The organism is Xanthomonas sp. NCPPB 1068 (genome assembly GCF_041479385.2).
GTDB lineage: Bacteria > Pseudomonadota > Gammaproteobacteria > Xanthomonadales > Xanthomonadaceae > Xanthomonas > Xanthomonas cannabis.
On record NZ_CM192986.1, the window covers coordinates 2882384 to 2895705 of the forward strand.

The window sequence follows — 13322 nt, forward strand, 5'->3', positions numbered from 1 at the left end:
CACCCGGCCAAGGCCATTAGCGTAGCTGCGCTACCGACACCGGGCGTAACCGTGCATACGTATTCATGGGCAGACGTTCGTCACACGGGCGCAGGTTTCCTTGCCATCCAGGATCTTCCAGAACCCGTCCATCACATAGATCAGCGGACGGCTGTTGATCAAAGTCTCCAGGCAATGCCCACAAGAAAAACCCTGGCAATGCCAGGGCCATTGATGTCGCCCCACACATAAATGGCACCGGCAACGCCAGAGCCATCGATTCCGCACTATCTCGCCCTTACATCGTTGGGCCGCGCGTCTCGGTGTGCTGCTGTGTCTGCGCCTGTTGCTGCACCTGACGCTGACTCTCCTCAGCCACTTGCCGGCTGCTCTGTTCCAAGGGCTGGTTTTGCGCCTGGGCGCGATCCACGAAAACCCGCTGCATCGCCGGGTCGGTCATCTCGCCCTGCACCGCGAAGAAGCCGTCGCCACTTTTGTTGGGCACCACGTGGTCGATGCGGTGTAGACCGCTAACCTTGGACTCAAACACGATTTGCCCGGCTGCCTGCTCAAGTTCTTTGCGGCTGGCAAAGCCGCCACGCTCGCCTAACGCTTCCAGCTTGCTGACTGCGCCGTTGTACATCGCGTTATCTGGATGGAGGGAATCGGATAGCAATGGGCTGGATGTCTGCACCGGCGCTGCCGGAGTAACCGTCTGCTCGGCCTGCTTGGCAGTGTGCTGCGCCAATGCCTGGCCTAATGCAGCTTGCGTCTGCCGTCCCACCACGCCATCGACCTGCAGTCCATGCTCGCGCTGGAATTGCTCGACCGCATATTTGGTATTGCCACCAAAATCGCCATCGGCATGGAGCGGCTTGCCGTCACGGCCGGTGGCACCGAGTTGGGCAAGTTGGTCTTGTACCTGCTTCACTTGCTCGCCGCGCTCGCCTTGTTCTAGCCGGCTGTCGTGCGACTTCGCGGCATGATGGGAGGTCGAGCTCGGTGCCACGCTGGCTTTAAGATGGTAATCCCCCCACAGGTTAGCTGACGCCAGAAGTGGAATTTTCTCGTACCCTTTTCCGAAGAGGTTCCATGAAGACATCCCGCTTCACCGACAGCCAGATCATTGCCGTCCTCAAGCAGGCCGAGGCCGGCACGCCCGTGCCGGAGTTGTGCCGGGAACACGGCATCAGCTCGGCGACGTTCTACAAGTGGCGCAGCAAGTTCGGCGGCATGGACGCATCGCTGATGTCCCAGCTCAGGGAGCTGCAGGACGAGAACCGGCGCCTGAAGAAGATGTACGCCGATGCCCAGCTCAGCGCCGACCTGCTGAAGGAGGCGATGGCAAAAAAATGGTGAGGCCATCTCAACGCCGGGAGATGGCCCGATGGGCCGTAGATGGTGGCCACACGAACATCCGGCATGCCTGCCGGACCTTTGCGGTGAGCGAGACCTGCTTTCGCTATCAAGCCAAGGCCAGCGAGGAGAACGCCCGGATTGCCGATTGGCTGGTGCGGTTGACCACAACCTATCGTGATTGGGGGTTCGGCCTGTGCTTTCTGCACCTGCGCAACGTGAAGGGCTTTGGCTGGAATCACAAGCGGGTGTACCGCATCTATCGGGAGCTGGAGTTGAACCTGCGGATCAAGCCAAAGAAGCGGCTGGTGCGCGAGCGGCCAGAGCCGTTGGCGGTGCCGGAGACGACCAACCAGGTCTGGTCGATGGATTTCATGCACGACCAGCTGGCCGACGGCCGCAGCTTCCGGTTGTTCAATGTGCTCGATGACTTCAACCGTGAGGGTCTGGGCATCGAGGTCGACTTATCGCTGCCATCGGCCCGGGTGATCCGCTCGTTGGAACAGATCATTGACTGGCGCGGCAAGCCAAACGCCATTCGCTGCGACAACGGCCCGGAGTACATCAGCGGCGCGCTGCTAGCTTGGGCACAGCAGCGCGGGATTCGGATCGAGCACATCCAGCCAGGCAAGCCGCAGCAGAATGCCTATGTCGAACGTTACAACCGCACCGTCCGCTACGCCTGGCTGGCCACAACGTTGTTCGACACCATCGAGCAGGTTCAGGACAAGGCCACGCGCTGGCTATGGACGTACAACCATGAGCGCCCCAACATGGCGCTCGGCGGTATCACGCCAGCAATGAAATTGGCGATGGCCGCCTAGCTCCACTTTTGGCGAACGCTCAAAGCGGGGGGATTACCGAAACTGCTGCGATCGCGTGCGCCGGTTATGCACCTTCGACCTCCTTGTCCTCGGCCGACTTGCGCTTACCGGAACCCTTGCGGTTGGCATAGAAATCAGCCAACCACTGCTCCGGCGTCAGTTGGTCCACGGTGACACCGAGCTTGCCAGCCTTGCCCGCCAGAATTTGGTGCATGATTTCGATATTGTCGGTGGACGAGGAAATCACCGACAGCGCGTCATCCATCCCGCGCAGGTTGAGCTGGCACACCGCCGAGGCATGCCCCTGATTGACCAGGAAACAGCGCGAGCGCTCATCCAGCGACACCACCACCTGGTATTCGGCGTCGGTGAGCTTGAGCCCTTCGATGTAATCGTCACGGCTGGCATTCGGGTTCGGCAACAGGATCATGGTGGCCGTCTGCTCGATCAAAGCGGCGGCAATGTCGCTGGCCAGCGCGTCTTCGGGGCTCTGCGTGGCGAAGCGCAAGTGCACGCAAAAAGATGGCCCCGGTCAGTGCCGGGGCCATCCATCAAACGTTATCTGCCTTTACAGGCTAGGACCGCTACGCGTCTCGGCGTGTTGCTGCGCCTGATGTGCATTCTGCTGAACCTGACGCTGGCTTTCCTCAGCCGCCTGATGGCTACTCTGTTCCAGTGGCTGGTTCTGTGCCTGATCGCGATCCACAAATACACGCCGCATTGCTGGGTCGGTCATCTCGCCCTGCACTGCGAAGAAGCCGTCGCCACTCTTGTTCGGCACTACATGGTCGATGCGCTGCAGACCACTTACCTTGGCCTCGAACACGATCTGCCCAGCCGCTTGCTCAAGCTCCTTGCGGTTTGAAAAACCCCCACGTTCACCCAAGGCTTCCAGCTTGCCCACCGCGCCGTTGTACATCGCGTTGTCTGGATGGCGCGGGTCGGACAGCAGCGGGCTGGCGGACTGTGCCGGCGCGGCGGGAGCTACTGCCTGCTCGGTCTGCTTGGCGGTGTGCTGCGAGAGCGCTTGACCCAATGCCGCCTGCGTCTGCCGGCCCACCACGCCATCCACGTGCAAGCCATGCTCGCGCTGGAATTGCTCGACGGCATATTTGGTGTTGCCACCGAAATTGCCCTCGGCGTGCAGCGACTTGCCATCGCGGCCGGTGGCGCCGAGTTGTGCTAGCTGGCTTTGCAGGTGCTTCACTGACTCGCCACGCTCGCCTTGTTCTAACTTACCATCATTGGATGAGGGTCCAGCCCTGTGTCTGGATGCTGAGGGATGAGTCGGCAACCGGCCTTCCGCAAGCTCCATCAGGTCATGCTTCTCATTTAAAGCACGATCACGAAGCTGGTTCCATGAGCCAGGAGACCTCTTGAACAATGTTTCGGTATGAGAATATTTATAATCTTGAACCGCCTCGACTATCTGCTTATCAGAAAGATCAGAGAGTCGATAACCCTCACCAAACTTCTCCGATAACCCTTTTTGAAATATCCCTGGCGTTAAATTACGAAACTGTACCGAGGCACTCCAAAGTGCATCCTGTACCGCAGGCCCTCGATCATTTAAATCCATTCCAACTGCAGTAAGGCGTGCAACCTGCTTATCGTAATGAGTCTCGCGAATAAAGTCATGCTGATCCTGCGCGAACGCGGGGTCCTTATTGGCAAGCGACTTCCATTTTTCATCGAATGCATCAGTTTTGGGGACGAGACCAGAAAACTGAGAGCCATAGCGCGACTGATCTAGGTATTCCTGCAATGTCCCTTGGGATGTAGACAATTGATAGGTCCCATATGAGACGCCGCCATGATCATTTTTTCCAGTTGAGATAGTACCGGCACCCCGACCGCCACTTTCGTAGCTAGATGAGGTCCTTCCAATATGCCAACCCGTTATCTCCGCCATTTTCGACTCCCTTCATTTAGAAAGACATTCACTTAGATGCCTGTCGCCTTTCCAACTCATCAGCACGCTTCGCTGTAGCATTCAGCCGACAACTACTCTCTTCAATTTCTTCTGCCTGTCCACCACCAAGCTGACCGTTCAAATTGCATAGCTGGTCTCTCTTGACTATCCATGCCCTTTCTTCGCTCAGCAACTCCTGCTTTTTTGCAGCATCAAGCTGCGCCATCACAGCGCGGTACACACGATTTAAACGAGAATCCTGATATTCATATTCGTCGCTATCACAATCAAGTAAATTTGGTGTAACACCATGGGATTGCTTTATGCATGAAACATGAGAATCTCGTAACTTGGTAGGTCCTCCAAAGTCCGCCCTCTCAGTATCATGAGGCCCGTTTAGCGCGTTCTCCAATTCATCGTTGTATTGTTGCGCAAGCTGTTTTTGCCTAAGAGCTTCTGCTGACGCAGCGCTATCCTGACCCTCTTTAATGTTTCCGCTTTTCTCGGAAGACAAACCTACAGACATTTGTGTAGATGGCTTTGACAAACGAGCGGAAACGTCATTTTTTTCTAATAATACAGCTACCGATTGCTTAGGCTCGCTTTTACAGCCAGCACTTGCAATGGCGGCAATTAAAAGAGGAATAAAGAAACATAGACGCATGAGTGTCCTCTTTTACGCAATAATTAGAGAGCTGTAATCAATATTTTCTGAAGATTGGCTTTGTACACTCCGAATACATTACTTTACATGAGCCGCTGTCACTCTCCTCGCAGCTTTTTTGTGCCAAATTAATAGCACGCGCCTCGGTTGGAGATGCCTGGAAGAAAGTCTGTGAAATCGAAGAAACTAAAGCAGAACATTGATTTTGATAAGTCAATTTAACTTTGCAGTCGGCTGCTCCACCTACAGCACATTGACGAAGAGCTGCCTGCCTTGCTTCATTTTCAGATAATTTTCCTACAGTGGTGCCTGCCTCTCCCGTAGAACTTGAATTAGCAATTGCACCCCAAGTTTTTATCCATTCACCTTTCGGCCCGGAAGGCTCCGCTTGCTGACCCTGCATATCCGGCGTATCAGGAATGCACTGGATACTCCCCATCTGAGTACCTATCGGGCATCTAGTTTGTCCAAAGCCTGGGCCTGACTGGACAAAAACTAGCATTCCTATAGAAAATATCCAGAATCGAATCATAAAATCACCATAAAGCTAGTTAAATTATTTCTGCGCAAGACCACGACTGCCAGTACTAGGTTCTGAAGATGAAGTTGCATCTCTATTAATAGTTTTAGTGGCTGCAGTTCTATCCCGATCAGAAGTATCGCCAGCATTCGTAGGCGGGGCACTCATCTGCGCATTCGGCCCCTGCCTATTAGCGTTAGACGCCGCATCCGACGAGCCCAACGAGCCAACCGCCGAGTACGGGACGAACTGGCCCAGCGTGCCCTGGAAGAAGGCTGCTGCCATTGGTGGTGCGGTTAGGATCAACGTCGTCAAAACCAACCCAATTCCTCCCTGCTGTAGCGCCATGCTGCTGATACCCTCGCCGTTGCCGCCGCTGACCGCCCATTTGGCCAGGAACGCCACGCCTACCGCACCCACGACCTTGGTCGCCAAGCTCACTGTAAACGTCAGCACCGACAGAGAGAACATGGTGCCCAACCCATATAGCAGCCACTTGCTGAACAACGACTTCGTGGCCTGGAACAGCAAGCACAGAATGAACAACGGGCCAAACCCGACCACCATCGCCATCGCCAGCTTGTTCAATAGCAGCATCGAGCCTGCAACGACTCCTGGGCCTGCCATGCCGATGCCGGTGAACCAGCGCGCACGGTTCTTGGCGTCTTCGCTTTCTTTATCGCCGCCGGTCTTGATCTGATCCAGCCCAGCCAGCGCCATCTGCATCGGCATCAGGTTCTGGTCGATCGACTTGTAGGGGCTATCGGAGTCACCTGTCACTGTCTTGGTGATCGCCGAACTGATGCCGTCAGTGAGGGTCCAATACAGTTGCGGCGAACCCTTGGCCATGCTCGTCGCCAGCCCGATGATCAGCGCGGCACGCAGCGCCGTCACCACCAACCCCATCGCCGCTTCGCGGGACTGGCCGGTCACGATGCGATAGCCCTGTATGAAGATCCAAAGCGTCAACACCGTCAATGACACCATCCCCACCCAGGCCGTCGTTCGCTGCAACAACTCCCATTGAAAGGTGGAAATTTCGTCGCGAAGGTAATCGTTGATGAGACGAAAAAATTCGTAGTTGGCGATGTTAGTTAGCAAATCACTGAGATTCATATGTCACCACGTTCACTGAGACGGCTGCGCCGTAGGCAACTGCTAGCCGATGTTGAGTCCATTGCAATACAGGCTTCCACCACAGTGAGTGCGCCTTAATCCTTATCAATCATCAGTGGCTTGTAGCCGTCAGGCTCCTTGCTCCTGATGGCCTCAATCGCACCCTTCATCGCCAAACCAGCAACGGCTGTCTTGCCAAGGCTCATCAGGTCGCCGGTAATCTGGGACCACCAGGAGGACTCGCCGTCGGGATCGGGCGGCTTGGTGCCGCTCATCGCCGCTAATGCCGCTCCCGTCTGCTTGTCGGTGAGATACGCGAGGCGCTTGTCGTAAGCGAACATGGCCGACTCCATTTGTTGGCGGTCGATATCCATCATTGCCTTCAGCGCTAGCAACTTATTGGTATTGCTCTCAAGCTCGCCGATTTTCTGATCGCCGATCTTCTTGCGCTCTTCTTCGATCGTGCGCAGGCGTTCCAGACGTTTGGTGGTGATCTCGTTCATCGCCACCATATAGTTGTACTGGGCATTGCGTGTGCGTTGGGTCATCTCGCAGATCTGCTTCTGCACACTGGACACCGGCGTGCCTGACGTGGACGACGAGCACGCGCTCACACCGAAGTCGTCGGGGATCTTCGTCAGCGCCTCTTTCGGCTTCTCGACTTCCTTGCCACTGGATTCCTTGCCATCGCCATTTTTGATGGTCTGATTCTTGCGAATCTGCTCCACCTTTTCGATCAACTTGTTGTCAATTACCTCCCACTGCGCACTGGCCGCTCCCGCCATGCTGAGCAGCACCAGTCCCATGAAGAGCTGGGAAAAATGTCTGAACGTGGTTGCCATGGTGTTCTTCGCCTCCTGTGACACAGATGAAGTTGGTGCGGAATGAAACGACTGCGGATGAGTGGATTGCCTATGCATCTTCAACTTCCTTGTCCTTGACCGCCTTGCGCTTGCCCGAGCCCTTGCGGTTGGCGTAGAAATCGCTCAACCACTGCTCGGGCGTCAGCTGATCGACGCTGACGCCCAGCTTGCTGGCCTTGCCGGCCAGGACCTGATGCATGATCTCGATGTTGTCGGTCGAGGACGAAATCACCGACAGCGCGTCGTCCATGCCGCGCAGGTTGAGCTGGCACACCGCCGAGGCGTGGCCTTGCTTGACCAGGAAACAGCGCGAGCGCTCATCCAGCGACACCACTACCTGGCACTCGGCATCGGTCAGCTTGAGCCCTTCGATGTAGTCGTCGCGGCTGGCGTTAGGGTTGGGCAGCAACACCATCGTGGCCGTCTGCTCGATCAAGGCGGCGGCGATGTCGCTGGCCAGGGCATCTTCCGGACTCTGCGTGGCGAAGATGCCAAGACCATTCTGCTTACGGATGGTCTTTTGCTTGTTCTTGGCGAATTCCTTCAATCCCCCCTTGCCGTCCAAGATCTTCCAGAACTCGTCCATCACATAGATCAGCGGGCGGCCATCGATCAACGCTTCCAGGCGATGCAGCAGGTAGTTGATCACCGGCACGCGCACTTCGGCGTTGTCGATCACATCGGTGTAGTCAAAGCCGATGATCGAGGCACGGGTCAGATCGATCGTGTCGACCGGGTTATCGAACACCCACTCTAGCGAATTGCCGGCGGTCCAGCGGCGCAGACGCGCATACAGGCCATCGTCGCCCATATTGGGAAGGCTCTTACGGAAGTTACTCATGCTGCGCAGATGCATGGGGGTGTCCAGCATGCCCTCTACTGCGCGATAGATGTCCTCTTCCTCGCGGGCGCTGTATTCTGCCTTGCCGCCAAGCACCTTTATCAACTCGGCCAGAAACTGCGTGTTGGCCTCGTTGCGCTCGCACTGGAACGGGTTGAAGCCGGTCGGCACGCCGTTTTCCAGCGCCAGATAGTTACCACCGCAGGCACGCACGAAGATCTCCGCACCGCGGTCCTTGTCGAAGAAGAAGATCGTCGGGATCGGATCGAACTTCTGCACCTGGCTCAGCAGGAAGTTGATCAGCGCCGTCTTACCGGTACCGGATTTACCGATCACCATGGTGTTGCCGATCGCCTTTTCGCCCAGCGAATTCTCCGCCGGATGCGTGGCGTGGAAATTGAAGTAGTACGGCTGGCCGTTGGTGGTCTGCAGCGTGGTGACGCAATCACCCCACGGGTTGTTGTGCTGCTTGCCCTGGGCGAAATTATGCAACGGCGACAAGCCGAGGAAGTTGAGCGAGCTTAGATTGGCGATGCGCGTGCGGAAGCGCCAGTTGCCCGGCAGCTGCGCATAGAACGAGGAGGCGATTGCCAGATCTTCCTTGGCCGAGACGAAACCGGCGTTGGAGAGCTCGGCACGGGTGGTGGCGATCTGCCTGGCCAGTTTCTCCTGGCTGTCGGCGTATACCGCTAACGTAAAGTGGTACTCGCCCAGGACAAAGTTGCCCGACGCCACGTCATCCATTGCGATGTCGAGATCGCGAATCTGGGTGGACGACTTGTCGCCCGAGGAAATCATCATGCCTTTGGTGCGTTCCAGCACCTTCAGCGCATCATGACGTCCAACCGGGCTGAACGAATGCGTCATGACGTATTCGAAATCGAGGTACTTCAGACCATTGAGGATGCCGGGGTAGGTCCCGTCGGCATATTCCTTGATATTGAGGATCGCGCCGAAGTGATTGACGCCATCCGGCGTACGGATGACAAAGTCGCCCGTCTTGTTGGCAAACATGTGCTTGCTGACAGGCAGGTACGCGGGCACGGGAGCCTGCAATACCGGCACCGGCTCATCGATACGGTTGAGCAGATAGCCTAGAAATTCGAGGGTCTCGGAAAACACGACGCCGTTCTTGGCTTCGTACCCGACCAAGCGCCGCCCTGTCAGAATTCACCGATAGACTATGAACTAATGATTAATACAGAAATCCAGACTCTACTCTGCCGCCCCAAAAAAATGGCCCCGGCAATGCCGGGGCCATCAATTCTGCACTCCCTTACCTTTACATCGTCGGGCCGCGCGTTTCTGTTTGCTGCTGTGTCTGCACCTGTGTCTGCACCTGTTGCTGCACCTGACGCAGACCTTCCTCGGCCGCTTGCCGGCTGCTGTGTTCCAACGGCTGATGCTGCGCCTGTGCACGATCCACAAACACGCGTTGCATTGCCGGGTCGGTCATCTCACCCTGCACCGCAAAGAAGCCGTCGCCGCTCTTATTGGGAAGGATGTGGTCAATGCGTTGCAGACCACTGACTTTGGATTCGAACACGATCTGTCCAGCCGCTTGCTCAAGTTCCTTGCGGTTAGAAAAACCACCGCGCTCACCCAAGGCTTCCAGCTTGCCGACTGCGCCGGTATACATCGCATTGTCTGGATGACGAGGGTCGGACAGCAAAGGGCTGGATGCTGCCTGTGCCGGCGCAGCGGGAGCGGAAGTCTGCTCGGCTTGCTTGGCCTTTTGTTGCGACAGCGCCTGTGCCAAGGCCGCCTGCGTCTGGTTACCCACCACACCATCGACCTGCAAGCCATGTCCGCGCTGGAATTGCTCGACCGCGTATTTGGTGTTGCCGCCGAAGTCGCCGTCCGCCTGTAGTGGCTTGCCGTCGCGGCCGGTGGCACCTAGCTGGGCAAGTTGGCCTTGCAGCTGTTTCACTTGCTCCCCGCGCTCTCCTTGTTCCAGCTTACCGTCATGGGACTTCGAGGGTTGAGGGGAAGTCGAAGCGGGCGTCACGCTATGTTTGAGATCGACACCATCGCGCTTGACGCTTTCGATCAAATCGGGAACCCGACGCTCCCAGTTATTCGCGTACTCCTCGCATTCTTTTGCGGCCTTCACGCTCCAGGGTTTGCTAGGAGTGACTCCGTTAACCACGCGCCGGGCGTTGTAGACGTCATGGCTGTCACTATCGATGTAGCGATCAAGAGGCTTTCCAGTAAATAAGCCGTCACGCATACCGACAACTAATACCTTGGCGGCGATTTCTGGCTGCTTGGCCATGTCCGGATTGCGGACCATTTCGCCGTTAAGTCCTAGCAACTTGTCGAACTTCGCATAGTTGTAATCGTGGGTAAGATGCACGTAACCACGACCATAAAATTCTTCACCGCCGCTATATCCAAGTTTGCGCGCCTGGCTGCGCCCGAAATCTTCCTCAGGTGCCTGGAAGTTACGCGTTTCATGCTGAGCCGTCGCCAGCATGTACGATATTTGCTTTGGATCTGTCACACCGTTCTCAAGAGCGGTTTTGACGATCAACCTAGCGGAAGATTCCCGATCCACACCAAAGCCTTCGGTGCTCCGGCCATGTCCATCACTCATAGTATTCTCCGTACGTGCATATCATTAGAATTTGTTGTTGCATCATCGGCATTACAGACCCCGAGATGCGTTGCATGTACTTACTCAAAGCCACCAATCACTTCCTAGTTAGCCACCTCCTTCGTTTCACCGTTTTGTAGCCGCTCTATTTTTTTCTTCGGGTTTGCCGGATCATTCGTGTCTTCGGTTACCCGCTCTATCAACACTGGCTCGTTCTTCTTGATTTCGTAGGTATCAAAAACATGGATACAGCATCCATCCCCCGAACTGGAAGTCAGCAAATTCCCTTTCACGGAGAAAAGACCATTAGCCATCACCGTGATATCGGACAGCGACTGATTGAAAACGAGACGTTGTTGGGCGGCGTCAAATAAATAGACGCTGTAAGAGGGGCCGCCATAATTACCCTCCTTACCAGACCAAAGCACTAAATCCTCGTGTCCATCACCATTGATATCGGCCAGAATAATTGAGTGGCGATTTTTCTTGTAAGTGTCGTCTAGTGGGCCATGATAGAACGTGGAATTACTATCCAAATACAGTGATTCAGGCTCAAGAGCAATTGACTTGATTCCTGGAAATGCCACCTCAACAACCGGCGAACGGTTGCATAGCATGATCCCTGGACTATCTTCACTGCAGCCCTGCGACTTGATTGAAATAGCAATGCCACCGATATCTGCGTTTACCTCGCCTTGGTCGTTGAGCTTGGCATTGACAGCAGATGGCATTTTCAAGTCCTTTTGCGGAGAGGATTCATGCTTTTTGCCAGTTTGATCTTGAGCGGATAATTTCGCTCCGTCAGCCTCTGCGGACGGAGTATTGCCTGGAGTGCACGCTGTGATCGAGATGACGCAAGCTAAATACAGCGCCCCCACGACCGCTCTTACTAGTGTACGTTCCACCATAGAAAATCCTTCCAATTCAAATCAATATTTCTCAAATACCGGCTCCGAACAAATTGTGTCCGCCTCTCGGTTCACGACACTTTGCTAGCGGCACCTATGACAGAAAAATCAGAACTTCCTAAAGATGGGATCGCTGCAAGTTGACATTGCAATTTTACAATCCCCTCCCGAATTCTTCTCGCAATTTTTAGTTGCTCTGGATTCCACATCATTCAAAGATGGGCCTCCAGTTATCGCCCCCTTACCACGACTAGAAGCAGGCGACGCGATGGCAGCACACTGATTATGAAAAGTCAACGCGATAGTACATTGCACGCCAGCCAATTTTTGGCAGTTTTGCAGGGCGGCATCTTCAGCCTCTTTGCTAGTGAGACGCCCTTTAGTGTAACCAGCATCACCATTGTCGGCGATGGCAATGGCACCCCATGTTTTTATCCACTCACCCGTAGGCCGCGGCGGCGGAGCAGGAATGTCTCCTCTTGACGTCCCAGAATCAGGCCCGCATTGTGGACTGCCAGGCGCAACACCAACTGGACACGCCGTTTGCGCAAACGCGAATACAGGAATAACCGCCAATAATAAAATAATTTTAAGCATTTTAGCCCCGCTGCCTGTCGACGTTATTAGCGTTGCCCATTTTACCGCTTGCGGTCTGGCTAGAGTTGGACTCATCGCCCGAAACTCGGCCACTCACTTGAGGGACAGGAGTAATTTCAGAACGTTGATTATCCCTAGCCGGCGCTCCAGGTTCATAAGGCCGCCCAGCCCCCGGCGACTGGCCCGCCCGATCCAGCTGCCCCAGCGCCGAGTAGGCCGTGAACTGGCCAAGCGTGCCCTGGAAGAAGGCGGCTGCCATTGGCGGTGCCGTGATGATCAATGTGGTCAAGACCAAGCCCAATCCTCCCTGCTGCAGCGCCATGCTGCTGATACCTTCGCCCGTAAACCCGTTCATGGCCCACTTCGCCACAAAGGCGGCGCCTACTGCGCCAACAACCTTGGTGGCCAAGCTCACCGTGAACGTCAGCACAGACAGTGAAAATACAGTACCCAGTCCGTATAGCAGCCATTTGCTGAACAACGACTTCGTGGCTTGGAATAGCAGACACAGGATGAACAGAGGCCCGAAGCCCACCACTAAGGCCATCGCCAGCTTGTTCAGCAGCAACATCGAACCTGCGACGACACCTGGTCCGGCCATGCCAATGCCGGTGAACCAACGTGCTCTGTCTTTTGCATCCTTGCTTTCCTCATCACCGCCCGTCTTGATCTGATCCAGTGCCGACATCGCCACCTGCATCAACATCAAATTCTTGTCGATTGCCTCATATGGGCTCTTTGAACTGCCCGTCACCGTCTTGGTGATCGCCTGGCTGATTCCATCGGTCAGCGTCCAATACAAACGCGGCGAGCCTTGCGCCATGCTGGTCGCCAACCCAATGATCAGCGCAGCGCGCAGCGCCGTGACCACCAGGCCCATCGCCGCCTCACGCGACTGGCCGGTCACAATGCGGTAGCCCTGGATAAAAATCCACAGCGTCAGCACCGTCAATGACACCATCCCCACCCATGCCGTCGTGCGCTGCAGCAACTCCCACTGGAAGATCGCAATCTCATCGCGCAGGTAGTTGTTGATTAGACGAAAAAATTCGTATTGGGCGATGTTCGTCAAAAAATCCATATGTCACCACATCCACTAGACGGCTGCGCCGTGGGGCAGTCGCTGCCCCGGGGTTGAATACGTTG

General features: G+C 55.7%; 10 protein-coding genes and 3 pseudogenes. 1 reads left to right on the top strand and 12 read right to left on the bottom strand.

Going from position 1 to position 13322, the window contains the following annotated elements:
* Positions 1-277: 277 nt before the first annotated feature.
* Positions 278-952 (bottom strand): annotated as a pseudogene (locus ACCQ12_RS12205) (XVIPCD domain-containing protein); the annotation flags it as partial.
* Between the two features lie 119 nt (positions 953-1071).
* Between ACCQ12_RS12205 and ACCQ12_RS12210 the strand changes: the two are divergent.
* Positions 1072-2159, top strand: a protein-coding gene (locus ACCQ12_RS12210; RefSeq protein ID WP_372381828.1) for an IS3-like element ISXcd1 family transposase whose coding sequence is annotated in 2 segments (ribosomal slippage) — positions 1072-1324 and positions 1324-2159 — 1089 coding nt in all. Because the reading frame shifts where the segments join, the coding sequence is not laid out codon by codon here.
* Between the two features lie 64 nt (positions 2160-2223).
* On the opposite strand, the pseudogene ACCQ12_RS12215 reads toward ACCQ12_RS12210, so the two are convergent.
* The 11 genes and pseudogenes from ACCQ12_RS12215 to ACCQ12_RS12265 form a co-directional block, all read right to left on the bottom strand.
* Positions 2224-2661: pseudogene (locus ACCQ12_RS12215) on the bottom strand (VirB4 family type IV secretion/conjugal transfer ATPase); the annotation flags it as partial.
* Positions 2662-2727: 66 nt separating this feature from the next.
* Positions 2728-4071 carry a VgrG-related protein gene (locus ACCQ12_RS12220; protein ID WP_372381829.1) on the bottom strand — a complete coding sequence of 448 codons (1344 nt, stop codon included), beginning with the start codon at positions 4069-4071 and terminating at the stop codon, positions 2728-2730.
* 28 nt (positions 4072-4099) lie between these two features.
* Positions 4100-4735 carry a lysozyme inhibitor LprI family protein gene (locus ACCQ12_RS12225; RefSeq protein WP_372381830.1) on the bottom strand — a complete coding sequence of 212 codons (636 nt, stop codon included), beginning with the start codon at positions 4733-4735 and terminating at the stop codon, positions 4100-4102.
* Between the two features lie 37 nt (positions 4736-4772).
* Entirely contained in the window at positions 4773-5174 is a 402-nt protein-coding gene (locus ACCQ12_RS12230) for a DUF4189 domain-containing protein (protein WP_372381831.1), read from the bottom strand.
* 117 nt (positions 5175-5291) lie between these two features.
* The gene (locus ACCQ12_RS12235) at positions 5292-6371 is read right to left on the bottom strand and encodes a TrbL/VirB6 family protein (protein WP_372381832.1); all 1080 of its coding nucleotides are present in this window, start codon (positions 6369-6371) and stop codon (positions 5292-5294) included.
* 95 nt (positions 6372-6466) lie between these two features.
* Entirely contained in the window at positions 6467-7291 is an 825-nt protein-coding gene (locus ACCQ12_RS12240) for a hypothetical protein (RefSeq protein WP_218841662.1), read from the bottom strand.
* Positions 7284-9230: pseudogene (locus ACCQ12_RS12245) on the bottom strand (VirB4 family type IV secretion/conjugal transfer ATPase); the annotation flags it as partial. The pseudogene ACCQ12_RS12245 and the gene ACCQ12_RS12240, both read right to left, overlap by 8 nt.
* Before the next feature lie 127 nt (positions 9231-9357).
* Entirely contained in the window at positions 9358-10671 is a 1314-nt protein-coding gene (locus ACCQ12_RS12250; protein WP_372381833.1) for an XVIPCD domain-containing protein, read from the bottom strand.
* A gap of 104 nt (positions 10672-10775) precedes the next feature.
* Positions 10776-11579, bottom strand: coding sequence for an XAC2610-related protein (locus ACCQ12_RS12255; RefSeq protein ID WP_372381834.1), 804 nt, complete (start codon positions 11577-11579; stop codon positions 10776-10778).
* A 108-nt stretch (positions 11580-11687) separates the two neighbouring features.
* Entirely contained in the window at positions 11688-12176 is a 489-nt protein-coding gene (locus ACCQ12_RS12260) for a DUF4189 domain-containing protein (protein ID WP_372381835.1), read from the bottom strand.
* Position 12177: 1 nt separating this feature from the next.
* The gene (locus ACCQ12_RS12265; RefSeq protein WP_372381836.1) at positions 12178-13257 is read right to left on the bottom strand and encodes a TrbL/VirB6 family protein; all 1080 of its coding nucleotides are present in this window, start codon (positions 13255-13257) and stop codon (positions 12178-12180) included.
* Positions 13258-13322: the final 65 nt, after the last annotated feature.